The organism is Actinomadura geliboluensis (assembly GCF_005889745.1).
GTDB lineage: Bacteria > Actinomycetota > Actinomycetes > Streptosporangiales > Streptosporangiaceae > Spirillospora > Spirillospora geliboluensis.
Genome location: NZ_VCKZ01000096.1, coordinates 1 through 23515, shown reverse-complemented (window position 1 = coordinate 23515; position 23515 = coordinate 1). Strand labels below are relative to the sequence as shown.

The following is a 23515-nucleotide window of genomic DNA, read 5'->3' as shown; positions in this document are numbered from 1 at the left end:
GGGTGGGTCAGAAACCGGCGCTGATCTTGGTGAACTGCCAGTCGGTCTGGTCGGTGCCGCTGCCGGGGCGGTCGCGGTTGACCGACCAGAAGGTGAACCGGGCCAGGCCGTGCGACTTGGCCCAGTCGCGGATCTGGGTCCAGATCGCGGTCGTGGTGATCTCTCCCTGGTCGGAGCTGCCGTTCATGCCGGAGATGCCCATGTGGGCGTAGGCGTCGGCGTCCGACCAGCCGAAGGCGGAGGTCAGCGCGGACTTCAGGCCCTCGGACGCCTGGACGGTGTTGCCGTACATGTCGGCGCCGCCGCCGAAGTTGAACGGCATGATCGAGAAGATGTCGACGGGGACCTGGAGCTCGGCCGCCCGGTCGATGAGGCGCTTGCCCCAGTAGTTCGGTCCGGTGTTGAGCGTCGGCATCGTCAGGATCGTCTGGATCCCGGGGTTGTTCTGCTCGATGATCTTCAGCGCGTTGAGGATGCGGTCCTGGACGGCCGCGCTCTCGAACTCGTCGCTGTTCTCGATGTCGACGTCGATGGCCTTGAGGCCGTAGGCGTCGATGACCTGCTGGTAGGCGCCCGCGAGGGCCTGCGGCGTGGAGCAGTTCGGGCCGAGCTTGTTGCCCGACCAGCCGCCGATGGACGGCATCACGTCACCGCCGGCCGCGCGGATCTTGCTGATCGCCTGCTCGTCCACGCCGCCCTTGAGCGGCCGGTTGCTGTCCCACGCCGGGGTGCAGCCGCCGCCGGACAGGATGAACGCCATCGTGAACCACTTGATCCCGGACGCGTTCATCACCGTGGTCGGGTCCGGCGGGTTGCCCCAGCCGAGGTACAGGTACGGCGCGGCGTGCCGGGAGACGGGCGGGACCGTGCAGCCGGTGGTGGTGGCGGAGACGGGCGCGCTCGCCGCGGACTCGCCGACGCCGTTGTACGCCTTGACCGTGTAGGTGTGGCTGGAGCACTTGGCCAGGCCGCTGATGGTGGTGCTCGTGCCGGTGACGGTCGCCTTGACGGACGTGCCCTCGTAGACGCGGTAGCCGCTGGTCTGGCCGGACGAGGCCGACCACGACAGCGTCAGCGACGTGTCGGTCTTGCCGGTGACGGTCGGGGCGCCGGGTGCGGACGGCGTGCCCGGCTCGGTCGAGCCGCCGTCGCAGGAGCCGCCGTTGAGCTTGCAGCCCTGGGGCGTCCCGGTGCCGCTGACGATGAAGCCGAACGAGACGGAGGAGCCGGCGGCGACGGCGCCGTTGTACTCGCGGTTGGTGAACGCGGCGTGCTGCCCGGACTTGGTGAGCAGCGCGTCCCAGTAGGTCCCGACGGAGGAGCCGGACGGGAGGTCGAACTCGACCTTCCAGGACGAGATCGCCGAGCCGGTGTCGTTCTTGATCGTGTACTTGCCCTCGTAGCCCGAGCCCCAGTCGGACGCCTTGGCGAACGTCGCGGTCACCGTCGCGGCGGCGTTCGCCGGGACGGGGGAGAGCAGGGCGAGGACGAGGGCGCCGAGGGCGGTGAACAGGAAACCGGGGAGAAGTTTTCTTCGCAAGGTCACTCCCGGGAAGGAGACGGATGAGCGGGAATCCCCCGAACCCCGAGCGGGTCGTGCCGCGTGCGCGCTCCCTTCTTCTGATAGGAAACTTTCCTATAAATCGCCTGAACGGTAACCGGCCGGACGCGCGCTGGCAACCCCCCTTCCGGCGGCCGCCGGGGGGCCGCCGGGACCAGTCCCGCTCGCGGGCCGGACCAGTGCGGCGGCGGCCGGAAAAAGTCGCCGGGCGGGTTCGCGCGGTCTAGGACGTGACGGCGCACTGGCCGCGGTCCACGCGTCGCGGGCCGGCCGCGGTGGGGCGGACGTCGAAGTCGAAGAGGGCCGTGGGCAGGTAGAGCGAGCAGCAGGCGTTCGGGATGTCGACGACGCCGCTGAGCCGCCCCTCGATCGGCGCGGCCCCGAGGATGAGGTACGCCTGCTCGCCGGTGTAGCCGAACTTCTTCAGGTACTCGATGGCGTTCAGGCAGGCGTTCCGGTAGGCGAGCGTGGCGTCGGTGAAATGGTTCGTGTCCGTCTCGTGGTCGACGGAGATGCCGATGAAGGAGATGAACTCGTCGTAGCGCGGCTCGACGTTGCCCGGCATGAAGATCGGGTTGGTGGTGACGCCGTACTTCTCCATGCCGCCCTTGATGAGGTCGACGTGCAGGTCGATGAAGCCGCCCATCTCGATGGCGCCGCAGAAGGTGATCTCTCCGTCGCCCTGGCTGAAGTGCAGGTCGCCGCCGGACAGCATGCCACCGGGGACGAAGACCGGGAAGAACACGCGCGAGCCGCGGCTGAAGTTCTTGATGTCCTGGTTGCCGCCGTTCTCGCGCGGCGGGACGGTCCGGGCGCCCTCGCGTCCGATGCGTTCCAGGTCGGCGCCGCCGAGGTGGCCCGCGAGGACCTCCCGGGGCTCCGGAGGCAGGGCGAGCGGCGGCACCCGGTCGGGGTCGGTGTCGATGAGGGCCTGCTCGCGGGCGTTCCAGCGGCGCAGCATGTCGGCGGACGGCGCCGTCCCGAACAGGCCGGGGTGGGTGATGCCGGTGAAGCGGACGCCGGGGATGTGGCGCGAGGTGGCCTGCTGTCCGTGGAAGTCCCAGATGGCCTTGTAGGCGTCGGGGAAGTGGTCGGTGAGGAAACCGCCGCCGTTATCGCGGGCGAAGATGCCGGTGTAGCCCCAGCCCTGCCCGGCGACGCCGCCCTTCTCCTGCGGGACGGGGCCGATATCGAGGATGTCGACGATGAGGAGGTCGCCCGGCTCGGCGCCCTCGACCGCGATGGGGCCGCTCAGCATGTGGTTGACGTTCAGGTTCAGGTCCCGGATGTCGTTGGCCGAGTCGTTGTCGCCGACCTGCCCGTCCATCCATTCCCGCGATTCGATGCGGATCTCCGACCCCGGGCGGACGGTGGCCGCCGCCGGGATGTCGGGATGCCACCGGTTGTGTCCGGGCACCCTCTGGTCGCGCATGGATTTCGACTGGTCGACGCTGAACACGACCTCGGGCATCTTTTCCTCCGGTGCTTTCCCTGCGTTTCTCTGTTTCCGGTCAAGGGCGGGGGAGTTGTGCGTGCCTGGGGTCGGCGGGCGGTGCGGGCGCGCGCGGCGGCGCGGCCGGCGGGCGGCTGACCACTCGCGGCTCGTGCGCGCTGGCCTCCTGGGCGTCGTAGGCGCGCGCGAGCGGGCGGGACGTGCGGGTGACCAGCGGCGGAGTGAAGACGCGGGGCGCCTCGCCGCCGCAGGACGCGCAGGGCTCCGCCGGCCCGGCCGTCCCGATCGGCCGGGAGACGTCGAACGGTCCGCACCCCGCGCACCGGTACCGGTAGATGGCCACGGCAGCCTCCAATGCCTCCACGGCGGACCATTCCGCGGAGAACGGCGGATAAACGGGTCGCGGAGCGGCGGGAAGAGCGGTATTCCGGTGGAAGTCGCCGCCGTTCACTGACATGATCGTTCTGGTCTATGACAAGGGGTGATATGTCGAGGTATTCCAGATTTACCGCCGGGGTTGCCGCGCTGGCGGTCGGCGGCGGGCTGCTCGTCGGAGGCGTCGCCGCCCCGGCCGGCGCCGCCGCGCTGCAGTTCCGCATCGAGGTGCCCAAGACCGTCTCCGTGGGGAAGGGCGAGTACGACAAGTCCTGCGCCATGGACGTCTGGGCCTGGGGTGTCGAGGGGTCCGGCGTCGCCTACTCCAAGGCGTACATGATCGAACCCGACGGCACGACGTGGCCCGTCTACAAGCGCGTCCTGCCGGGCCAGCAGGTCGGCTGGGGCGTGGGCTGCCCGTCCACCATCGACGACCTGGGCAAATGGCGGGTCCGGCTCGTCGCCTACAACCGGAGCGGCAAGGCCCTCGGCAGCCGCGAGAAGTACTGGTACGAGAAGTTCGACACGGTCATCCAGAGCTACAACGCCGCGCCCGAGCCGGTCCGCAAGGGCGGCACGCTCACCGTTTCGGGCCGCCTCCGCCGCGTCGCCAACCTGGGGCTCGGGTACACCGCGTACCCGGGCAAGACGATCCGGGTCTACTTCATGGCCAAGGGCACGTCGTCCTGGTCGTACATGGGGTCCACCAAGACCGCCAAGGACGGGCGCTTCCGCAAGGGCTTCACGGCCAAGCGGGACGGCATCTGGCGCGCCTACTTCCCCGGGACGAGCAACTTCGACCGGCAGAAGTCGCGGGACGACTACATCGACGTCCGCTGACACCGTCCGCAGACACCGTCCGCAGACACCGTCCGCTGACACCGTCCGCTGACACCGTCCGCTGACACCCGACCGGCGGCGGCCCCGGGCCGCCGCCGGAACCCGGCGGACGCGGGTTGCTAACCTTGGCAATTTGTCATGTTGCTACTCCGGCGGGGAGAGCCAGGAGATGGTGCCACGGATGGTCCGCGGGTGGGCGCGGTGAGCGCTCCGCTGTACCAGTTGAAGGCGGAGTTCTTCAAGACGCTGGGGCACCCGGCGCGGATCCGGGTGCTGGAGCTGCTGAGCGAGCGCGACCACGCGGTGGCCGAGATGCTGCCGGAGGTGGGCATCGAGCCGGCGCACCTGTCGCAGCAGCTCGCGGTCCTGCGCCGGGCCGGCCTCGTCGTCTCCCGCAAGGAGGGGGCGACGGTCATCTACTCGCTGACCAGCCCGCGGGTGGCGGAGCTGCTCGCGGTGGCGCGGGAGATCCTGACCGGGGTGCTGTCCGGGCAGGCGGAGCTGCTGGACGAGATGCGCGCCTCCGGCCCCGGCGGGCGGACGCGCGGGCACGGCTGACGGGCACGGCTGACGGGCGGGGCCGCCCGATCGACGGCTTTCGCATGCTTATGAGTTGCTAAAATCAGCAATTGCGCATGTCACTATCGAGGCCGGGGAGCGGTGTGAGAGACCTGTTCCGCAAGATCCGCACGACCGGGCGCGCCGCCGAGGACGCACCCCCGGCGCCCGCGCCCGCGCTTCCCGAGCGCGCCCGCGACCTCGCCGGGTCCGTCCAGGTCCGGCACGTGGACGCGGGGTCCTGCAACGGCTGCGAGGTGGAGATCGCCTCGGCGTTCGGCCCGGTGCACGACGCCGAGCGCTACGGCGCGCGGCTGGTCGCCTCGCCCCGGCACGCCGACGCGCTCCTGGTGACGGGCCCGGTCACGCGGAACATGGAGGCGGCCCTCCGCCGCACGTACGAGGCCGTCCCCGAGCCGAAGGTCGTCGTCGCGCTGGGCGACTGCGCGCGCAACTGCGGCGTGTTCGCCGGGGCGTACGGGGTCGCGGGCGCCGTCGGCGACGTGGTCCCGGTGGACGTCGAGGTGCCGGGCTGCCCGCCCGCGCCGGAGGCGATCGTCGCGGCGCTGCGCGGGCTGACCGGCCGATGACGTCCACCGCGTTCGCGGCGGCCCTCGCCCTGAACCTCGCCGCGGCGGTGGCGGGGCTCGTCCTGCCGCGCGGGGCCCGGCGGGCGGCGGCCGGGACGCTCACGGCGGCCGGGGGAGCGGCCGCCGCCGCCGCGGGCGCCGCGGCGATGCTCGGCGGGGAGTGGAGCGCCCGGCTGCCCGGCCTGCTGCCGCTCGCGGGCGTGCGGCTGGCGCTGGACCCGCTGGGCGGCCTCTTCCTCGCCGTCACGGGGGCGGTGGCCGTGTGCGCGGCCGTCTACGGCATCGGCTACACCCGGCACGGCGACCTGGGCGGACGCGTCCCGCAGGCGATGCTCCCGGTGTTCGCGGCGGCGATGGCGCTCGTCCCGGCGGCGGCGAGCGTGAGCACGTTCCTGCTGGCGTGGGAGCTGATGGCGCTGGCGTCGCTGCTGCTGGTCGTGGCCGAGCACCGGAGCCGGGACGAGGTCCGCGCGGCGGGGCTCTGGTACGCGGTCATGACGCATCTCGGGCTCGTGGTGATCCTCGCCGGGCTCGCCGGGTTCGCGGCGGCCGCGCACGGCGAGTCGTTCGAGCGGCTCCGCGCGGCGGCGGACGGGCTCCCGCCGGCGGGACGCGCCGCCGTGTTCCTCGCGGTCCTGCTCGGTTTCGCGTCCAAGGCCGGGATCGCCCCGCTGCACGTGTGGCTGCCGCGCGCCCATCCGGAGGCGCCGAGCCACGTGTCGGCGCTGATGAGCGCCGCCATGGTCAACCTCGGCGTGTACGGGATCGTGCGGGTCGGGTTCGACCTGCTGGGCGGCGGTCCGGCCTGGTGGTGGCTGATCGTCCTCGCGGCGGGCGGTCTCTCGGCCCTGTACGGCATCCTCCAGGCGGCCGTGGCCGCCGACCTCAAACGGCTCCTGGCCTACTCGACCTGCGAGAACATGGGCCTGGTCCTGGTGGGCGTAGGAGCGTCCGGGCTGTTCGCGGCGTCGGGCGCGCGCACGCTGTCCGCCCTCGCGCTGACCGCCGCGCTGCTCCACATCGTCAACCACGCCGGGTTCAAGACGCTGCTGTTCCTCGCGGCGGGATCGGTCCTGCACGCCACCGGCACCCGCGACCTGGACGCCCTCGGCGGCCTCCGGACCCGGATGCCCGCGACCACGGCGCTCTTCGGCGTCGGCGCGCTGATGGCCTCCGCGCTCCCGCTCGGCAACGGGTTCGTCAGCGAGTGGCTGCTGCTGCAGAGCCTCGTCCACGCCCTGCCGACCGGTGGGACGGTCATCGCGGTCACGATGCCGCTGGCCGTGGCGGCGGTGGCGCTGTCGGCGGGGCTCGCGATCGCCACGTTCGTGAAGGCGTTCGGGGTCGGGTTCCTCGCGCGGGCCCGCGGCGCGGCGGCCGAGCGGGCCCGCGAGGCGCCCGCGCCGATGCTCGCCGGGATGGCCGCGGCCGCCGGCGCCTGCGTCGTGCTGGCGCTGTCGCCGGGGCTCGTCCTGCCCGCGATCGCGCGGCCGGTGGCCGTCGCCGTGCCGGGGCCGGACGCCGTGTCGGGCCCGGTGACGCTCCGCCTCGCCGGGCTGTCCGGCACCATGTCGCCGCTGCTCATCGCCGTGTTCCTGCTGGTCGCCGCCGTCGGGCTGCTCGCGCTGCTGCGCGCCGCCGCGACGCGCCGGGCGGCCCGCCGCCCGGCCCGGCTGTGGGACTGCGGCGCCGGGCCCATGACCGCGCGGATGGAGTACACCGCGACGTCGTTCGCCGAGCCGCTGCAGCGCGTCTTCGACGACGTGCTCGCCCCCGAGACCGACCTCGACGTCACCCCGCTGAAGGAGTCGGCCTACCTCGTGGACAGCGTGACCTACCGGACGCGGATCGGCGACCGGGTCGAGCACCGGCTGTACCGTCCCGTCCTCGCGGCGGCGGCGCGGACCGGGGAGGCGGCGCGCGGCCTCGCCAACGGCAGCGTGCACCGCTACGTCGGGTACGGCTTCTACGCCGTCACCGGCCTGCTGATCGCCCTGGCGGTGGTCCGGTGAGCGGGATCCTCGGGGCGGTGCTCCAGGTCGTCCTCGTGGCGGCCGGCGCGCCGCTGCTGGTCGGGCTGATGCGGCAGGTCCGCGCGCGGGCGGAGGGACGCGCCGGGGCGGGCGTCCTGCAGCCGTGGCGCGACCTGCGCAAACTCCTCCGCAAGGAGCCGATCACCCCGCACGGCACCGGCCCCCTGTTCCGCATGGCGCCGCTCGTCCTCGCCGGGTCGACGCTCGTCGTCGCGGCCGTGGTCCCGCTCGTCACGACCCGGTCCCCGCTGGACGGGGCCGCCGACCTGTTCGCCGTGACCGCGCTGCTCGCGCTCGGCACGGTCGCGCTCGCGCTCGCCGCCCTCGACACCGGCACCGCGTTCGGCGGCATGGGCGCCAGCCGCGAGATGGTCGTGCTGGCGCTCGTGGAGCCCACCATCCTGCTGTCGACGTTCGCGCTGTCGGTGCGCGCCGGCTCCACCAACCTCGGCGCGATCGTCACCGCGACGCTCGACGACCCGCAGCGCGCCGTGTTCCCCGCGAGCCTGCTCGCCCTCGTCGCGCTCGTGGTCGTCGTCATCGCCGAGGCGGGGCGGATGCCGGTGGACAACCCGTCCACCCACCTCGAACTGACGATGATCCACGAGGCGATGGTGCTGGAGTACGCGGGGCCCGACCTCGCGCTCGTCGAGTGGGCGTCGGCGATGCGGCTGACCGTGCTGCTCGGCCTGCTGTCGAACCTCTTCGTCCCGTGGGGCGTCGCCGGGGACTCCCTCGCGCTGCTGCCGGTCGGCGTCGCCGCCATCGCCGCCAAGGTCGCGGCGGGGGGCGCCGTGCTCGCCGCCGCCGAGGTCTTCATGGCGAAGCTCCGCATGTTCCGGGTGCCGGAGCTGCTCGCCGGCTCGTTCGTGCTGGCCCTGTTCGCCGTCGCCTCGTCCTTCTTCCTGGTGGCGCCGTGAACCACACGACCTACGTGCAGCTCCTCAACGCGTCCTGCGGCGCCTTCCTGCTCGCCGGGGTGCTGGTGCTGTGGCGCCGCGACCTCGCCGCGATCGTGCGGCTGTTCGCGCTGCAGGGCGCGGCGCTCGCACTGCTCATCGCCGTCCTCGGCGTCCACGAGGGCGACGCCGGCGTGGTCGCGCTGGCCGCGGGCATCGGGGCGCTGCGCACGCTGCTGCTCCCGTGGCTGCTGCGCCGCGCCCTGGCCGGGGGCGGGACGAGCCGCGAGACGCAGCCGCTGGTCAACGTGGCGGCCTCGCTCACCGTCGCGGCGCTGCTCGGCCTGCTCTGCTACGCCGTCACCCGCCCCATCGTGCGGCTGGACCCGACGCCCGCGACCCATGCCGTGCCGGTCGCGCTGACCGTCGTGCTGATCGGGCTCTTCGTGCTGGTGACGCGGCGCCGCGCCGTGTCCCAGATCGTCGGGTTCCTGCTCATGGACAACGGCATCACCGCGGTCGCGTTCCTCACCGCCTCGGGGGTGCCGCTCGTCGTGGAGCTCGGCGTCTCGCTCGACGTCCTGCTGGCGGTGCTGGTGCTCCAGGTGCTGACCGCGCGGATGCGGGCCGCCTTCGGCGACACCGACCTGGACGACCTGCGGGAGCTGCGCGACTGATGACCCTGCTGCTGATCGCCCCCATCGGGGCGCCGCTGCTGGCCGCCGCGTGCCAGGCCGCCCTCGGGTGGCGGCGCGGGACGTCCTGGCTGGGTGCCGCCGCCGCCGCGACGGTGCTCGCCTGCGGTATCGCGCTGGCCGCGACCGACCCGCAGACCGGGCCCGGCGGCCTGCTGCGCGCCGACGCGCTCAGCGCGTTCATGCTCATCGTGATCGGCACCGTGGCGCTGCCCGCGATGCTCGCGAGCCCCGCCTACCTGACCGCCGAGGGGACGTCCCCGCGCGACGCGCGCCGGTACGGCGTCCTCACGCAGGCGTTCGTCGCCGCGATGGCCCTCGCCGTGCTGGCCGCGAGCCTCGGCATGCTGTGGGTCGCGATCGAGGCGACCACGGTCGTGACCGCGTTCCTCGTCGGGCACCGCCGCACCCGCAACGCGACCGAGGCCGCCTGGAAGTACGTCGTGATCTGCTCGGCCGGGATCGCGCTGGCCTTCCTCGGCGTCGTGCTGCTGCACTTCGCGGCGCAGCAGGCGCACGTACCGGCCGCCGGCTCGCTCGGCTGGGCGGATCTCGCCGCCCACGCCGGGCGCCTCGACCCCGACGTCACGCGCATCGCCGTCGCGCTGCTCGTCCTCGGGTTCGGCGCCAAGGCCGGGCTCGCGCCGCTGCACGCCTGGCTTCCGGACGCGCACGGCCAGGCGCCGGCGCCGGTGTCCGCGCTCATGTCCGGCGCCCTGCTGTCGGTCGCCTTCTACGCCGTGCTGCGGGTCAAGGTGATCGCCGACGCGGCGCTCGGCGCCGGGTTCGTCCGGACGCTGCTGCTGACCGTCGCGCTGGCGTCGCTCGCGCTCGCCGCCGCCCTGCTGCTCGGGCAGCGCGACTTCAAGCGGATGCTCGCCTACTCCAGCATCGAGCACATGGGCCTGATCGCGCTCGGCGCCGCGATCGGGACCCGGCTCGCCATGGCCGCCGTCCTGCTGCACGTCCTCGGGCACGGGCTCGCCAAGACGGTCGCGTTCCTCGCCGCCGGGCACCTCCAGCAGGCCGCCGGGACCAGCCGGATCGGCGCCGCGCGCGGCGTCGCCGCCCGCGCCCCGCTGGCCGCCGCCGCGTTCGGCGCCGCCGTGCTCGCGCTGCTCGGCTTCCCGCCGTTCAGCCTGTTCGCCAGCGAACTCGCCGTCTTCCGCGCCGGGTTCGCCGCCGGGCTCGGCTGGGCCGTCGCCGCCGCGCTCGCGCTGCTGCTCGCCGCCACCGCCGCCATCGCCGCCGGGACGGCCCGGATGCTGCTCGGCGGCCCGCGCACCGGGCCCGGCGCCGCGACGCCGCCGTCCCGCCCGCCGCTCGGCGCGGCCGCCGCCCTGCTGCTCGGCCTGCCCGTCTGCGCTGCGGTCGGGATCGGCCTCGGCCCCATGCACGGGCTCCTCCTCGACGCCGCCGCCGTCCTCGGAGCGCACTGATGACCACGACCGCCGACGACATCGACCCCGCCCGGCTGCCCGAGCGCGCCGCCGCGCTGCTGAGCGACGGGCACCGCCTCGCCCTGGCCGCCGCCCACGAGGACCCGGACGGCCTCCGCGCCGTCTACCTGTTCACCGCGCCCGGCCCGGACCGGCGCACCGAACTGCACGTCCGCCTCGACCGGGACGACCCGGCCGTGCCGAGCCTCGCCGGGCTCAGCTTCCCCGCCGGACGGTTCGAACGGGAGATGCACGACCTGTACGGGATCGTCCCGACCGGCCATCCGCTGCCGCGCCGGCTCGTCCGGCACCACCACTGGCCGCGCGGCTGGTACCCGATGCGCGCCGACGCCGGGCCGCCGCCCCCGTTCGGCGACCCCGCGGGCCCCTACCCGTTCGTCCGGGTCGACGGGCCCGGCGTGTACGAGATCCCGGTCGGGCCGGTGCACGCCGGGATGATCGAGCCGGGGCACTTCCGGTTCTCCGTCGTCGGCGAGAGCATCCTCAAGCTGAAGGCGCGGCTCTGGTTCGTCCACAAGGGGCTGGAGGAGCTGTTCCAGGGGCGCCCGCCGGGCGACGCGCTGCAACTGGCCGAACGCGTCAGCGGCGACACCACCGTCGGGCACGCCCTCGCCTTCTGCCTCGCCGTCGAGGACGCCGCCGGCTGCGTCGTGTCGCCCGGCGCGCAGCGCAGGCGGGCCCTCCTGCTCGAACTCGAACGCCTCTACAACCACGTGACCGACCTCGGCGCGCTCTGCAACGACGTCGGCCACTCGATCCTGAACGCCCAGTTCGGACGCGTCCGCGAGCAGCTGCTCAGGCTCAACGCCGACGTGACCGGCCACCGGCTGCTGCGCGGCGGGGTGCTGCTCGGCGGCGCCGTCCTGCGCGCCGTGCCCGACCCCGCCGCGCTCCAGGCCATCGGCGCCGACGTCGCCGAACTCGCCGGCCTCGCCCTCGGGCACACCGTCGTCGCCGACCGCTTCACCGGCACCGCGCCGCTGTCCGCCGCCGCCGCGCGCGACCTCGGCGCCCTCGGCCCGGTCGCCCGCGCGAGCGGCGTGGACGCCGACGCCCGCCGCGACCACCCCTTCACCGACCTGCGCCCGGCGCTGACCGTCCCCACCGCAGGGACCGGCGACGTGCTGGCCCGGTTCCAGATCCGGGTGCGCGAGATCGCCGCGTCGATCGAGATCGTCCGCGACCTCGCCTACGCGATGAACCCCGGCCTGGTCTCCGCCTGGCCGCCGACCGGCCGCCCCCGGCGCGCGTCCGGCGTCGGGATCGTGGAGGGCTGGCGGGGCGCCATCGTCCACCGCGTCGAACTCGCCCCGGACGGGACGCTGGCCCGCGTGAAGATCGTGGACCCGTCGTTCCTCAACTGGCCGGCCCTGCCGGTGGCGCTCAGCGGCACGATCGTCCCCGACTTCCCGCTGGTCAACAAGAGCTTCAACCTGTCCTACGCCGGCAACGACCTCTGACGGCGCCGACCGCGCGCGGCGGGCTCAGTGGTGCCAGGGGAGGCGGACGGGCTCGGCCGGGACGACGCCGGAGAGCAGGTCGGTGAGCAGCTCGGCGAGCCCGAACGGGTAGACCGGGTCGCGCGCGCCGGCCAGCTCGCCGAGCGTCCACCAGCGGTGGGCGCCGACGTGCTCGCGTTCGATCGGGGTGAACCCCGTGGTGTCGATGTCGTAGGCGGCCGTGCGGTACAGGAAGAAGTCGTCCCGGAACAGGCCCTTGGCCCAGCCGAGGTCGGCGTGGCCGGAGGTCACGGCGACCTGCGGGCCGAGGTCGTCGGGGGAGACGGCCAGGCCGGTCTCCTCGCGGAGCTCGCGGGCCGCCGCGGCGCGCAGGGTCTCGCCCGGCTCGATGCCGCCGCCCGGAGTGATCCAGCAGTACCCCGAGGCGGGGTCGCCGCCGGTCAGCGGCCAGCGGAACAGCAGGACGCGGTCGGCGTCGTCCACGAGCAGCACCCGCGCGGTGCGCCGCCGGTAGTTCTCGCCGGGCGCCGGGTCGCCGGCGGTGCGGCCGCCGGGCGGCGCACTCGTCATGTGGCGACTTCGGCGCTCAGCTTGGCCAGCTGCGCGTCGTAGATGCTCCGCAGCCCCTTGGGGGCGAAGGTGCGCTCGAAGAACCCGCCGATGCCGCCCGCGCCGTCCCAGGTCGTCGTGACCTGGACGCGCGCGCCGCCGCCCGCCGGAGAGACAGTCCAGGTGGTGACCATGGACGAGTTGGCGTCCCGCTCGACCAGCTGGTTCTCATCAGGGGTGCTGACGGTGAACAGGCAGTCGCGCACCCGCTTGCTGGTGGCCGCGAGCTTCCAGTGCACGACCGTGCCCGCGCCCTGGCCGCCCTCCCGCACCTCGTACTCGCTGAAGTGCTCGGTCAGCATCCGGGACCGCACGCCCGTGTAGTCGCCGAGCGCGTCGAGCACCCGCGCCGGGCTCGCCTGCAAGGTCGTCTCCGCGGTGACCACGACTTTTCCCATGCGGCCCATCCTCCCACCGCGCCGGACCCCCGGCGCCGCGCCCCCGGACGTGTCGGCGCCTTTACCAGGCATTTTTCCTGGAGCAGCCCATGGAGTTACCGAAGATCGAAAATCGGGCGGATCGGGCCCCTACAATCATGCGATCGCTACCCGCCAGGGGAGGTCCGTCATGAGCGGTGAGCATCATCCGGAGTGGGTGATCGATCCCGAGACCCCCAGCGTCGCCCGCATGTACGACTACTACCTCGGCGGCAAGGACAACTTCGCCGCCGACCGCGCCGCCGCCGACCAGGTGGTCGCGGCCATGCCGAACGTCCTGGAGTTCACCCGCGCCAACCGCGCGCTGCTGTCGCGGGCCGTCACGATGATGGCCGCGCGCGGCGTCCGGCAGTTCCTCGACATCGGCTCCGGGCTGCCGACGCAGGAGAACGTGCACGAGGTCGCGCAGCGCGCCGCTCCCGGCTCCCGCGTCATCTACGTCGACAACGACCCCATCGTCCTCGCGCACGCGCGGGCGCTGCTGGCCGACAACCCGCTGACCACCGTCGTGCAGGCCGACCTGCGCGAGCCGGAGACGATCCTGGGCCACCCCGAGGTCAAGGTGCGGATCGACTTCACGCAGCCGGTCGGGCTGTTATTGCTGGCCATCCTGCACTTCATCCCGGACGAGGAGCGCCCCGCCGAGATCGTGGCGCGGTTGCGCGCCCCGCTGGCGCCGGGCAGCTACCTGGCCATCTCGCACGGCCACCGGGGCGAGGTCACGCAGGACGTCGAGGACCAGGTGCGCTCCGCCTACGGCCGGACCGGCGCCGGCGACATCATCCCGCGCGGGGCCGCCGAGGTGACGGCGTTCTTCGCGGGCACCGAGCTGGTCGGGCCCGGCCTGGTCCAGGTCGCCGACTGGCGGGCGGACGCCGAGCCGTTCCGCTCCGACATGTCCCGGCCGGGCTTCCTCGCCGCCGTGGGACGGGTGGTGTGATGCTGCCGCTCGGATTCCTGTTCAGCCGGGCGTTCAGCGAGGACCCGTACGCCGCCTACGCGGAGCTGCGGGCCTCCGGGCCGGTCCATCCGATCGACTTCCCCGAGGGGGCCACCGCGTTCCTGGTGGTCGACCACGAGCACGGCCGCGCGGCCCTGGCCGATCCGCGCCTGTCCAAGGACGTCTCTCACAGCGCCGTGCCGGTGAACGGCGAGCAGTTCTTCGGCGGCACCATGCTCGCCATGGACCCGCCCGACCACACCCGGCTGCGCGGGCTGATGGCCAAGGCGTTCACGTCCCGGCGGGTGGAGCGGCTGCGGCCCCGCGTCCAGGAGATCACCGACGGGCTGCTGGACGGCATCGCGGCGCGCGGCGCGGCGGACCTGATCGAGGACCTCGCCGTCCCGCTGCCGGTGCGGGTCATCTGCGAGCTGCTCGGCGTGCCCGCGGCCGACCAGACCCGGTTCCGCGAGTGGACGGCCGTGCTGACCGTCCCGGCGCTGACCTCCGAGGCCCGCGCCCACCGCCGCGAGGTCGCCCGCGCGTTCAACGGCTACCTGACCGAGGTCATCGCCGAGCGGCGGGCCCGTCCAGAGGACGACCTGGTCAGCGCGCTCATCACCGCCCGCGATGGGGACGCTGCGCTGACCGAGCCCGAGTTGCTGTCCGGCATCGCGCTGCTGCTCATCGCCGGGCACGAGACCACGGTCAACCTCATCGGCAACGGCGTGCTCGCGCTGCTCCGGGAGCCCGACCAGATGGCGCTGCTCCGGGCCAAGCCCGAGCTGATGCCGGCGGCCGTCGAGGAGCTGCTGCGCTACGACGGCCCGGTGGAGCGGGCCAGCCAGCGCATCGCCCTGGAGGACATGGAGATCGCGGGCACGTTCGTCCCGAAGGGCGCCTGGGCGCACGTCTCCCTCGGCGCGGCCGACCGCGACCCCGCCGTGTTCGACGACCCCGACCGGCTGGACGTGACGCGCGCCCCGAAGCGGCACGTCGCCTTCGGCCACGGGCTCCACTTCTGCCTCGGCGCGCCGCTGGCCCGGCTGGAGGGGCAGATCGCGATCGGCGGCCTGCTCGACCGCTTCCCCGGCCTGGCCCTCGCCGTCCCGCCCGCCGACCTGCGCCACCACCGCACCGGCTCCATCGTCCGCGGGCTGGTCGCCCTTCCCGTCCGCGTCTGACGGGCCCGCGTGTGACGGAAACCGTCACCACCAGCCGAAGGCGAGCCAGGTGAGGAGCGGCGCGACCGGGATCGAGACGAGCCCGTAGACCAGGAGCTGGCGGAACAGGCGGGGCCGTGCCGAGGGTTCGGCGGCGCCGAGGATCAGGCCGCCGGTGATGCCGAGCGGGTTGATGTCGACCAGCACCGAGGCCAGCGCGAGGGCGAGCACGCCGCCGACCGGGGACACGCCGTCGGCCACCAGCGGGGGCAGCAGCGGCATCGTCGTGATGAACACCGCGATCGAGCTGGCGGCGAACGAGGTCACCCCGGCGATGTAGCACAGCACCAGCAGGCTGAGCAGCGGCGACCCGTCCACCCTGAGCAGGTCGCTGATCTGCTTGAACGCGCCGAGGTGCTGCATCAGGCCGACGTAGGTCAGCAGGCCGCCGATCAGCAGGACGACGTTCCACGGGATCCGCGACACGATCTCGCCGGACGGCAGCCGGAGCGCCAGTTGCAGCACCAGCGCCGCGGTCAGGCCGAGGTAGCCCACGTTCATGTCGAAGCCGACCGAGAGCGCGACGACCGCGAGCAGGCAGAGGACCGTGAGGGCGCGGGCCCCGGTTCCCCCGCGCACATCCGCCGGTGCCGGCGCGGCGGGCCCGTCCGAGGCGAGGGCCGGAGGCGGGGCGGTGATCCGGCCGGGCGGCACGGCGCCCGTGCGGGTGCCGACGACCAGCAGGGCCGCGCAGACGACCAGCCCGGTGACCAGGCCGCCGAGCAGGAACGTCAGCGGTGCCGAGCCGGGCAGCGCGATGCCCTGCTTCTCGCTCAGCTCCCGCGCCGTGACGCCGTAGACGGCGAGCGGCGACAGCAGTCCGCCGATGATGCCGGTGATGCCGAGGACGGCGGCGATCAGCGGCGAGATCCGGTACCGGGCGGCGAAGCCCAGCGCGATCGGGGACACGATCGCGGTCGCGGCGGCGGGCAGGGTGCCGACCGCGGTGAGCACGGCGCCGATGACGAACGGGACCAGCACGATGAGCACGAGCCGCCCGCGGACGAGGCGCAGCAGCAGGTCGAGCAGCCAGTCCAGGGTGCCGTTGAGGTGGGCGACGGCGAACAGGGCGGTCACCCCGACGATCAGCACGAAGAAGTCGGCGGGGAAGAAGCCCGTCACCTCGTCGGTGGCGACGTCGGCGGCGAGGCCGAGCAGGAACGCGGCGGCGAGCGCGCCGAGCCCGAGGTCGAACGCGGGGAGAAGGGTCGCCGCGAACAGGGCGACCAGCACGATGATGGACAGGGTCGCCATTCAGACCACTCCTCGGTGGCGCAGGTCGGCGATCTCCGGGTCCCCGAGCCCGGCGAGGTCGCGCAGTACTTCGGCCGTGTGCTCGCCGAGGGCCGGCGCGGCGCCGCCGATGACGGCGCCGAAGCCGGAGAAGCGGCCGGCCGGCGCCTGCATGAGGCGGCGGCGGCCGGTGCGCTCGTCCAGGACCTCCACCACCGACCCGCGGGCGCGGATGTGCGGGTCGGCGCAGATGTCGGCCGCCGAGTTCACCGGGCCCGCCGCGACCCCGGCGTCCCGCAGCAGCGCCATCAGCGGGTCGAGGTCGCGGGCGGCGACGAACGCGGCGACCCGCGCCTCGATCTCCTCGCGGTGCTCCAGCCGGGCGGTCATGGAGTCGTGGACGGCGAGGTCGGGGGCGTCCATGACCGCGACGAGCCGACGCCACATCTGCTCGGTGGAGGCGGGCAGCGCCAGCCAGCGGCCGTCGCGGGTCCGGTAGAGGCTGTTCGGGCTGATGTGCGGGTTCCGGTTGCCCTGCCGCCCCCGGTTCTCGCCGGTGGCGCCGTACTCGACGATGAAGTCCTCCATCATCCGCAGCAGCGGTTCGTAGAGGGGGATGTCGGCGAGCTGCGCCTCGCCGGTGCGGTCGCGCTGCCGCAGGGCGAGCAGGGCCGCGAACGCGGCGTAGATGCCGGTGACGCCGTCGGCCACGGGGTAGCCGGCGAAGACCGGCGGCCGGTCCGGGTCGCCGGTCCGGTGGGTGAGGCCCGCGAACGCCTCCGCGACGCGGGCGAAGCCGGGCCGGTCGGCGTAGGGGCCGGTGCGGCCGAACGCGCTCACGTGCACCATCACGAGGTCGGGCCGGTACGCCCGCAGGTCGTCGAAGTCGATGCGGAAGCGGCGCAGCGCCGCCGGGCGGAAGTTGGTCACCACGATGTCGGCGGCGGCGGCCAGCCGCCCGACGAGGTCCGCCGCCTCGGGGCGGTGCAGGTCGATCGTGACGCTCCGCTTGGCGCGGGCCAGCATCGCCCAGGCGGCCGACTCGCCGTCCTCCAGCGGCGGGTAGCGGCGCGCCGGGTCGCCCTCGGCGGGATGCTCGATCTTGATCACCTCGGCGCCGAACTCGCCGAGCAGCGAGGACGCCAGGGGGCCGGCCAGGATCGTCGACACGTCCAGGACGCGCACTCCGCTCAGCGGACCGTCAGGCACCGGGGATTCCTTTCACTGGAGGACGTTCGGGCAGGCCGGAGAACCGACCTACGCACCATGCACCGGCGGTGACCTGCCGGGGAAGACGCGTTCTCCGTTCACGGGTGAAAGGTTCTGCTTCTATAGTCGGCCGATGCGTGTCGAACGGGCGCGGTACTTCCTGGCCGCCGTCGAGACCGGGTCGCTGCGCGCGGCCGCCGCCCGCTGCGGTGTCAGCCAGCCCGCGATCGGGCAGCAGATCGGGCTGCTGGAGGAGGAGCTCGACGTCGTCCTGCTCACCCGCGGCCGGCACGGCGTGCGGCCGACACCGGCCGGCCAGGCGCTGATCGAGCCGCTCGGCCGGCTCGTCGCCGCCGAGGACGCGGTGCGCGCGTCGGCGATGGAGGCGAGCGGCGCCTACCGGGGCCGGGTCCAGATCGGGGCCGTCTCGGTGGCCGCGGAGACGATCATCGCCCCGGTGGTGGGGCGGCTGCGGGAGCGGCATCCGGGGCTGCGGTTCGGCGTCCGCGAGGGCGCCTCGGGCGCCGTCGAGGACGCCGTGCTCGACGGCGAGCTGGACTTCGGGGTCGTCACCATGCCGGAGAGCCCGGCGGCGCCGGGGCTGAGCAGGACGCCGCTCGTCTCCGCCCCGCTCGGGATCTTCGTCCGCACCGACCATCCGCTCGCCGGGCGCGGGCAGGTCCACTGGCGCGACCTCGGGACCTGGCCGGTCGTCACCATGCGGGCGGGCACGGTGATGTGGGAGACGCTGCACCGGCACGTTCCCGAGCCCGACGTCGTCGTCCAGGCCATGTCGGCGCGCACCGTCAAGGTGATGGTGGCGCGGGGGGCCGGGCTCGGCGTCCTCGCCCGCTTCCCCACCTCGGCCGACATCGCCGGCCTGGTCTGGCTGCCGCTGCGCGACGCGCCGCCCGTCCGGCTGTGCCTGACCCAGCGGCGGGACGGGCGGCCCTCGCCGTCCGCGCTCGTCGTCCGGCGGCTCATCCGCGCGGAGGCGGACGGGCTCGCCGGACGGGAGCCGGCGGCGCGCGGGGTCAGCTGATCGCGCAGGTGTCGACCACGTTCCCGGACTCCTGCCGGGGGACGGTCGTGCTCGGCGGGGGCGCCTGGCCGCCGCGGGGGGCGGTCCAGCGTTCGAGGGCGTCGAACGCCGTGCGCATGCAGGGCAGCAGCGGGCGCATCCGGTCCGGGAACATGTCGTATTCGAGGTCGAGGTGGGAGGCGCCCTCGATCCGGTAGTAGCGGTGCAGCGCGCCCCTGCCCCGCTCCCGGACCTCGCGGTCGTAGGCGTCGCCGTGGACCTTGATCGGGAGGAGCGTGTCCAGGGTCCCCTGCACCGTGATCAGCGGCTTGCCGATGCGGCCCGTCATCCCGAGCCGCTCCACCGTCCTGTGGACGCTCCTGGGACGCGCGTAGTAGCGGTAGTCGGTGTCGCAGTTCGGCGTGCCGCTCTCGCAGTAGGGGACGCCCGCCTCCAGGTCGCCGTCGTAGGCCGGGTCGACCTCCTCGCGGTAGATGCGCTGCGTGTTGTCCCAGAGGACGCTGTAGTTGAAGTCCCAGAGGAACTCCGAGCCCGGCGCGAAGCCCGCCTCGAGCATCGCGGCATGCGCCGCCGGGTCGCCGGTCGCCGCGTACTTGGGGTAGTTGCGCAGCGCCACCGGCAGGTAGACCAGCGCGTTGTCGCCGCCGTCCCGGGGCCAGTACGTGCCCTCGGAGTCGAGGCCGCCGTCGTACAGCTCGGGGTGGTCCTCCAGGGCCTTGCGCACGAGCTGGCCGCCGTTGGAGATGCCGGCCGCGTACGTCCTGCGCAGCGGCTTGCCGTAGTGGCGGGCCACCGTCGTCTTGGCCGCGACGGTGAGCTGCGTCATCCGGCGGTACCACTCGGCGATGGCGTCGCCGGGGCGGCGGCCGTCTTTGAAGAACGTCGCGCCGTTGTTGCCCTTGTCGGTGGAGGCGAACGCGTACCCCTTCGCCAGCACCCAGTCGGAGATGGTGAAGTCGTTGGCGTACTGGAGCCGCGTCCCCGGCGCCCCGGAGACCACCAGCCCGCCGTTCCACCGCTCCGGGAGCCGGATCACGAACTGGGAGTCGTGGTTCCAGCCGTGGGTGGTGTTGAACGAGGAGTCGTCCCGGAAGTAGCCGTCGATCTGGACTCCCGGCACGCCGCTCGGGTTCTTCGTGGCGGCCGCGTGCAGCCCCGTCCACTGGGCGGGGACGGTGTGGCCGGAGGCGACCGTGCCCGCGGTGGTCAGGTCGTCCAGGCAGGCGGCGACCTGCCGTTCCGCACCGGGGACGCGGACTCGGTCCATGCCGGCGCAGCGGGCGGCGGCCTGCGCGGACGGGGCGGCCATCGCGACCAGGGGAACGGTCAACAGCGGCCCCAGCAGGGCCGAGACGACGGAGGTTCTGCGGACGACGGGCATGTGCGGCCTCCGGGGGACGACGGGACGGGGCTCGCCGGTCGGCCCCGTGCGAGAAGCCATGCTGAGCGACCGGCGGTCGGCGGGCCACGTTCCCGGGCACACTCTTTGCCCGCGTCCTGTGGCGCCTCGGGCCTGCCGATGTGCGCGGCCTCATAGCGGAGCGCCCGAATATGTGCTCGATCACCTGGTTCGCCGGCCCGGCCGCCGCCTAGCGTTCACGGTCACGGCGGCCCGGATGTGGCGCGGGTCACGCCTTGACGCGTGAGGAGGGCGCATGGGCGATCCCGTCTCGCAGGCCCCGGTGTTGAAGGCGCGGGGTCTGGTCCGGGAGTTCCGCGGTTTCCGGGCCGTGGACGGTGTGGACCTGGATGTGGGGGAGGGGTCCGTGCACGCGCTGGTGGGGCCGAACGGTGCCGGCAAGACGACGTTGTTCAACCTGCTGACCGGGTTCTTGAAGCCGACCGCGGGCAGCGTCCGGTTGGGGCGGCATGAGCTTGCGGGGCGGAGTCCGGAGGCGATCACGCGGTTGGGCGTGGCGCGCTCGTTCCAGATCACCAGCCTGTTCGCCGAGCTGACCCCGCGCCGGCACATGGAGCTGGCGCTGGCCGCCGGCACCGGGCTCGGCTGGCGGTTCTGGCGCTCCGACCGGGCGCTCGACCGCTTCGCCGGGCGCGCAGGGGAACTCCTCGCCCAGGTCGGGCTGGAGGAGCAGGCGGACGTCGCGGCGGGCGCGCTGTCGTACGGCAGCAAGCGCGCCCTGGAACTGGCGCTCGCTTTGGCTCTCGACCCCAAGGTGCTGCTGCTGGACGAGCCGACCGCAGGCATGGGTGTGGAGGACGTGGAACGCACCATCGCCCTCGTCCGCAAGGTCCGGGCGGGGCGGACGGTGGTTCTGGTCGAGCACAACATGAGCGTGGTCGCGAGCCTGGCCGACCGGGTGACGGTGCTTCAGCACGGTCAGGTCTTGGTCGAAGGGCCGTATGCCGAGATCCGCCACGACCCGCGCGTGGTCACTGCCTACCTCGGAGACTCCCATGCTGCGCGTTGACGGACTGTCGGCCTGGTACGGCGAGGCTCAGGCCCTGCGCGACGTTTCGCTGCACGTCGACAAGGGCGAGATCGTGACGCTCGTCGGCCGTAATGGCGCCGGCAAGACCACACTGCTGCGCTGCCTGATGGGACTACACGGCTCCCAAGGCAGAACCACGGGCACGATCACGCTGAGCGGTGAGGACATGCGCGGCCTGAGCCCCCATAAGCGCGCGCGCCTCGGCCTTGGTTACGTCCCGGACGACCGCGGCATCTTCGCCACCCTCTCGGTGGAGGAGAACCTCACGTTGCCGCCGCGCATGGGCAAGGGAGCCTGGCCGCTGGAGCAGGTGTACGAGACCTTCCCGCGGTTGAAGGAGCGGCGGCGGTTCCCCGGGACGAAGCTGTCGGGCGGCGAGCAGCAGATGCTCGCGCTGGCGCGGGTGCTGCGGACGGGCGCGCGGCTGCTGCTGTGCGACGAGCCCACCGAGGGCCTGTCGCCGCTGATCGTCCAGCAGATCGGCGCCATCCTGCGCGAGGTCAAGGCCGCCGGGGTGACGGTCCTGCTGATCGAGCAGAACGTGCACTTCGCCGCCACCGTCGCCGACCGCCACCACCTGCTCGCCGAGGGCCGGATCGTCGAGTCGCTCGACAGCGGCCAGGTCCGCGAGCGCGAGCACGAACTGCTCGACTACCTCGGGATCTGACCGTGCCCCCGAGGCCGACTCGCCGAACCGTTGGGAACAGAGGAGACGCCTGAATGAGGATCATGGGCTGGAGCCGCGGCCTGGCCGCGACCGGGCTGCTGCTGGCGGGGTGCGCGGGCGGACCGGGCGGGAGCGGAGGGAAGATCAGCGACGGGAAGGTGGTGCTGGCCGTCCTGAACGACGCGTCGGGCATCTACGCCGACACCTCCGGCCGCGCCACCGTCGAGGCGGTCAGGATGGCCGTCGCCGACTACCGGGCGAAGTACGGCGGCAAGGCGGTGGCCGGGACGATCGAGGTCGAGGCCGCCGACCACCAGAACAAGCCGGAGATCGCCAACTCCAAGGCGCAGGAGCTCTACGACCGCAAGAAGGCCGACCTCATCGTGGACGTCCCGACCTCGTCCGCGGCCTTCGCCGTCGCCACCATCGCGAAGAACAAGAAGAAGGTGTTCATCGACGTCGGCGCCGCCAGCACGGAGCTGGAGGGAAAGCAGTGCAACAAGTACACCTTCCACTACGGCTACAACAGCTACATGCTCGCGAACGGGACGGGCTCGGAGGTCACCAAGGACGGCCTCAAGAACTGGTACATGGTCTACCCCGACTATGCGTTCGGGCAGGACATGCAGAAGACGTTCGGCACGGCCATCAAGGGCGCCGGCGGGACGGTGGTCAAGAGCGACCCGACGCCGTTCCCGAACGACAACTTCTCCACGTTCCTGCTGAAGGCGCCGAACCTCGACCCCAAGCCGCAGGTGCTCGGATCCATGCACGCGGGCGGTGACCTGGTCAACCTGGTGAAGCAGTACAACGAGTACAAGCTGCGCGACAAGGGCGTCCGCCTCGCGGTCGGGCTGCTGTCCCTCAGCGACATCCACTCGCTCGGCCCGGACGCGCTGGCCGGGGTCCAGCACACCGACATGTGGTACTGGAACCTCGACGAGAGGTCCCGCGCCTGGGCCGACAGGTTCCAGGCCAAGACCGGTAAGCGGCCCACGTCCAACATGGGCGCCAACTACTCGGCCGCCCTGCAGTACCTGGAGGCGGTGCAGCGCGCCGGTACCGACAAGCCGGACGAGGTGGTCGCGCAGCTGGAGGGCGCCGAGATCGACGACATGTTCGCCCGCAACGCCACCATCCGCGCCGCCGACCACCTGCTGCTGCACGACGCGTACCTGTCGGAGGTGAAGCCGGCGAGCGAGGTCAAGGAGCCGTGGGACTACGAGAAGGTCCTCAAGACGGTCCCGGCGGCGGAGGCGTTCCAGCCGCAGCCGGACCCGGCCTGCGAACTCTGAGGCGGGGCCGACGTGCTGCAACAGGCGTTCAACGGGCTGGTGGGCGGGGCGTTCTACGCCCTGCTCGCCCTCGGCCTCGCCGTCATCTTCGGAATGCTCGGCGTCGTCAACCTCGCCCATGGCGCGTTCTACATGCTGGGCGCGTTCGGGGCGTTCATCGCGCTCGACTCGCTCGGCCTGAACTTCTGGCTGGCGCTCGTGCTGGTGCCGCTGGCGCTGGGCGCGGCGGGGATCGTCCTGGAACGGGCGTTCATCCGGCGGCTGACCCCGCTGGATCCGCTCTACAACTTCCTGTTCACCTTCGGTCTGGCGCTCATCTTGCAGGACCTGGTGAAACGGCAGTACGGGGTCAACTCCCAGCCGTACCCCAGGCCGTCCCAACTCGGCGGCACGGTGAACTTGGGATTGTTCAGTTACCCGGCCTATCAGGTGTTCGTGCTGGCGGTGTCCGTGCTGGTGTGCGGTGGAGTGTGGGTGGTGCTGACC

At 73.2% G+C, this 23515-nt stretch carries 23 protein-coding genes; 15 read left to right on the top strand and 8 right to left on the bottom strand.

Translation table 11 applies throughout. The features are described from left to right. Positions 1-7 precede the first annotated feature (7 nt). The 3 genes from ETD96_RS15470 to ETD96_RS15460 form a co-directional block, all read right to left on the bottom strand. Positions 8-1540 carry a cellulose binding domain-containing protein gene (locus ETD96_RS15470; RefSeq protein WP_240807688.1) on the bottom strand — a complete coding sequence of 511 codons (1533 nt, stop codon included), beginning with the start codon at positions 1538-1540 and terminating at the stop codon, positions 8-10. 244 nt (positions 1541-1784) lie between these two features. Beyond that, entirely contained in the window at positions 1785-3032 is a 1248-nt protein-coding gene (fmdA, locus tag ETD96_RS15465; RefSeq protein WP_138637043.1) for a formamidase, read from the bottom strand. A gap of 40 nt (positions 3033-3072) precedes the next feature. Beyond that, complete coding sequence (locus ETD96_RS15460; RefSeq protein WP_138637042.1) at positions 3073-3357, bottom strand: zinc ribbon domain-containing protein; 285 nt, start codon at positions 3355-3357, stop codon at positions 3073-3075. 143 nt (positions 3358-3500) lie between these two features. Between ETD96_RS15460 and ETD96_RS15455 the strand changes: the two genes are divergently transcribed. The 8 genes from ETD96_RS15455 to ETD96_RS15420 all read left to right on the top strand — a co-directional run bounded on the left by ETD96_RS15455 (position 3501) and on the right by ETD96_RS15420 (position 11924). Then, the gene (locus ETD96_RS15455; protein ID WP_138637041.1) at positions 3501-4229 is read left to right on the top strand and encodes a hypothetical protein; all 729 of its coding nucleotides are present in this window, start codon (positions 3501-3503) and stop codon (positions 4227-4229) included. A 201-nt stretch (positions 4230-4430) separates the two neighbouring features. After that, positions 4431-4787 carry an ArsR/SmtB family transcription factor gene (locus ETD96_RS15450; RefSeq protein ID WP_138637040.1) on the top strand — a complete coding sequence of 119 codons (357 nt, stop codon included), beginning with the start codon at positions 4431-4433 and terminating at the stop codon, positions 4785-4787. Between the two features lie 104 nt (positions 4788-4891). Continuing rightward, a complete protein-coding gene (locus ETD96_RS15445; RefSeq protein WP_240807686.1) occupies positions 4892-5377 on the top strand; it encodes an NADH-quinone oxidoreductase subunit B family protein in 486 nt (161 codons plus the stop codon). Further along, entirely contained in the window at positions 5374-7389 is a 2016-nt protein-coding gene (locus tag ETD96_RS15440) for a proton-conducting transporter transmembrane domain-containing protein (protein ID WP_138637038.1), read from the top strand. The genes ETD96_RS15445 and ETD96_RS15440 overlap by 4 nt, the downstream gene beginning before the upstream one ends. Then, positions 7386-8330: a respiratory chain complex I subunit 1 family protein gene (locus ETD96_RS15435; protein WP_240807684.1), complete on the top strand. Its 945-nt coding sequence runs from the start codon at positions 7386-7388 to the stop codon at positions 8328-8330. The genes ETD96_RS15440 and ETD96_RS15435 overlap by 4 nt, the downstream gene beginning before the upstream one ends. After that, the gene (locus ETD96_RS15430) at positions 8327-8986 is read left to right on the top strand and encodes a hypothetical protein (RefSeq protein ID WP_138637037.1); all 660 of its coding nucleotides are present in this window, start codon (positions 8327-8329) and stop codon (positions 8984-8986) included. The genes ETD96_RS15435 and ETD96_RS15430 overlap by 4 nt, the downstream gene beginning before the upstream one ends. Next, the gene (locus ETD96_RS15425) at positions 8986-10443 is read left to right on the top strand and encodes a proton-conducting transporter transmembrane domain-containing protein (RefSeq protein WP_138637036.1); all 1458 of its coding nucleotides are present in this window, start codon (positions 8986-8988) and stop codon (positions 10441-10443) included. The genes ETD96_RS15430 and ETD96_RS15425 overlap by 1 nt, the downstream gene beginning before the upstream one ends. Further along, complete coding sequence (locus ETD96_RS15420; protein WP_138637035.1) at positions 10443-11924, top strand: hydrogenase large subunit; 1482 nt, start codon at positions 10443-10445, stop codon at positions 11922-11924. The genes ETD96_RS15425 and ETD96_RS15420 overlap by 1 nt, the downstream gene beginning before the upstream one ends. Before the next feature lie 24 nt (positions 11925-11948). On the opposite strand, the gene ETD96_RS15415 is transcribed toward ETD96_RS15420, so the two are convergent. Together ETD96_RS15415 and ETD96_RS15410 are read right to left on the bottom strand one after the other, a co-directional pair. Next, on the bottom strand, positions 11949-12494 hold the full coding sequence (locus ETD96_RS15415) for an NUDIX hydrolase (RefSeq protein WP_138637034.1): 546 nt from the start codon (positions 12492-12494) through the stop codon (positions 11949-11951). Next, positions 12491-12931: an SRPBCC family protein gene (locus ETD96_RS15410; protein ID WP_138637033.1), complete on the bottom strand. Its 441-nt coding sequence runs from the start codon at positions 12929-12931 to the stop codon at positions 12491-12493. The genes ETD96_RS15415 and ETD96_RS15410 overlap by 4 nt, the downstream gene beginning before the upstream one ends. A 169-nt stretch (positions 12932-13100) precedes the next feature. Here ETD96_RS15410 and ETD96_RS15405 point away from each other — a divergent pair, with 169 nt between their 5' ends. Next, positions 13101-13910, top strand: coding sequence for an SAM-dependent methyltransferase (locus tag ETD96_RS15405; protein WP_138637032.1), 810 nt, complete (start codon positions 13101-13103; stop codon positions 13908-13910). Further along, positions 13910-15094, top strand: coding sequence for a cytochrome P450 family protein (locus ETD96_RS15400; RefSeq protein WP_138637031.1), 1185 nt, complete (start codon positions 13910-13912; stop codon positions 15092-15094). The genes ETD96_RS15405 and ETD96_RS15400 overlap by 1 nt, the downstream gene beginning before the upstream one ends. A 24-nt stretch (positions 15095-15118) precedes the next feature. On the opposite strand, the gene ETD96_RS15395 is transcribed toward ETD96_RS15400, so the two are convergent. Continuing rightward, entirely contained in the window at positions 15119-16387 is a 1269-nt protein-coding gene (locus ETD96_RS15395) for an SLC13 family permease (protein ID WP_138637030.1), read from the bottom strand. Beyond that, entirely contained in the window at positions 16388-17575 is a 1188-nt protein-coding gene (locus tag ETD96_RS15390; RefSeq protein WP_138637029.1) for a CaiB/BaiF CoA transferase family protein, read from the bottom strand. A gap of 133 nt (positions 17576-17708) precedes the next feature. On the opposite strand from ETD96_RS15390, the gene ETD96_RS15385 reads away from it, so the two are divergent. Next, positions 17709-18617, top strand: coding sequence for a LysR family transcriptional regulator (locus ETD96_RS15385; protein ID WP_138637028.1), 909 nt, complete (start codon positions 17709-17711; stop codon positions 18615-18617). Here the strand turns inward: ETD96_RS15385 and ETD96_RS15380 are convergent. Beyond that, complete coding sequence (locus ETD96_RS15380; protein ID WP_138637027.1) at positions 18610-19998, bottom strand: tannase/feruloyl esterase family alpha/beta hydrolase; 1389 nt, start codon at positions 19996-19998, stop codon at positions 18610-18612. The two genes, ETD96_RS15385 and ETD96_RS15380, sit on opposite strands and share 8 nt — an antisense overlap. A gap of 274 nt (positions 19999-20272) precedes the next feature. On the opposite strand from ETD96_RS15380, the gene ETD96_RS15375 reads away from it, so the two are divergent. From ETD96_RS15375 to ETD96_RS15360, 4 genes are all read left to right on the top strand, one after another. Next, positions 20273-21046, top strand: coding sequence for an ABC transporter ATP-binding protein (locus tag ETD96_RS15375; RefSeq protein ID WP_138637026.1), 774 nt, complete (start codon positions 20273-20275; stop codon positions 21044-21046). Then, the gene (locus ETD96_RS15370) at positions 21033-21734 is read left to right on the top strand and encodes an ABC transporter ATP-binding protein (protein ID WP_138637025.1); all 702 of its coding nucleotides are present in this window, start codon (positions 21033-21035) and stop codon (positions 21732-21734) included. Before ETD96_RS15375 ends, ETD96_RS15370 begins: the two co-directional genes overlap by 14 nt. Before the next feature lie 53 nt (positions 21735-21787). After that, the gene (locus ETD96_RS15365; RefSeq protein WP_138637024.1) at positions 21788-23029 is read left to right on the top strand and encodes an ABC transporter substrate-binding protein; all 1242 of its coding nucleotides are present in this window, start codon (positions 21788-21790) and stop codon (positions 23027-23029) included. Positions 23030-23041: 12 nt separating this feature from the next. Then, on the top strand, positions 23042-23515 hold a 474-nt coding region (locus tag ETD96_RS15360), incomplete at its 3' end, for a branched-chain amino acid ABC transporter permease (RefSeq protein WP_138637023.1).

Excerpts from the sequence above, each read along its gene's own strand:
- ETD96_RS15455 (WP_138637041.1), top strand. The coding sequence starts at position 3,501 with ATGTCGAGGTATTCCAGATTTACCGCCGGGGTTGCCGCGCTGGCGGTC.
- ETD96_RS15440 (WP_138637038.1), top strand. The coding sequence starts at position 5,374 with ATGACGTCCACCGCGTTCGCGGCGGCCCTCGCCCTGAACCTCGCCGCG.
- ETD96_RS15405 (WP_138637032.1), top strand. The coding sequence starts at position 13,101 with ATGAGCGGTGAGCATCATCCGGAGTGGGTGATCGATCCCGAGACCCCC.
- ETD96_RS15400 (WP_138637031.1), top strand. The coding sequence starts at position 13,910 with ATGCTGCCGCTCGGATTCCTGTTCAGCCGGGCGTTCAGCGAGGACCCG.
- ETD96_RS15385 (WP_138637028.1), top strand. The coding sequence starts at position 17,709 with ATGCGTGTCGAACGGGCGCGGTACTTCCTGGCCGCCGTCGAGACCGGG.
- ETD96_RS15370 (WP_138637025.1), top strand. The coding sequence starts at position 21,033 with ATGCTGCGCGTTGACGGACTGTCGGCCTGGTACGGCGAGGCTCAGGCC.
- ETD96_RS15395 (WP_138637030.1), bottom strand. The coding sequence starts at position 16,387 with ATGGCGACCCTGTCCATCATCGTGCTGGTCGCCCTGTTCGCGGCGACC.
- fmdA (WP_138637043.1), bottom strand. The coding sequence starts at position 3,032 with ATGCCCGAGGTCGTGTTCAGCGTCGACCAGTCGAAATCCATGCGCGAC.
- ETD96_RS15420 (WP_138637035.1), top strand. The coding sequence starts at position 10,443 with ATGACCACGACCGCCGACGACATCGACCCCGCCCGGCTGCCCGAGCGC.
- ETD96_RS15380 (WP_138637027.1), bottom strand. The coding sequence starts at position 19,998 with ATGCCCGTCGTCCGCAGAACCTCCGTCGTCTCGGCCCTGCTGGGGCCG.
- ETD96_RS15410 (WP_138637033.1), bottom strand. The coding sequence starts at position 12,931 with ATGGGAAAAGTCGTGGTCACCGCGGAGACGACCTTGCAGGCGAGCCCG.
- ETD96_RS15365 (WP_138637024.1), top strand. The coding sequence starts at position 21,788 with ATGAGGATCATGGGCTGGAGCCGCGGCCTGGCCGCGACCGGGCTGCTG.
- ETD96_RS15415 (WP_138637034.1), bottom strand. The coding sequence starts at position 12,494 with ATGACGAGTGCGCCGCCCGGCGGCCGCACCGCCGGCGACCCGGCGCCC.
- ETD96_RS15375 (WP_138637026.1), top strand. The coding sequence starts at position 20,273 with ATGGGCGATCCCGTCTCGCAGGCCCCGGTGTTGAAGGCGCGGGGTCTG.
- ETD96_RS15425 (WP_138637036.1), top strand. The coding sequence starts at position 8,986 with ATGACCCTGCTGCTGATCGCCCCCATCGGGGCGCCGCTGCTGGCCGCC.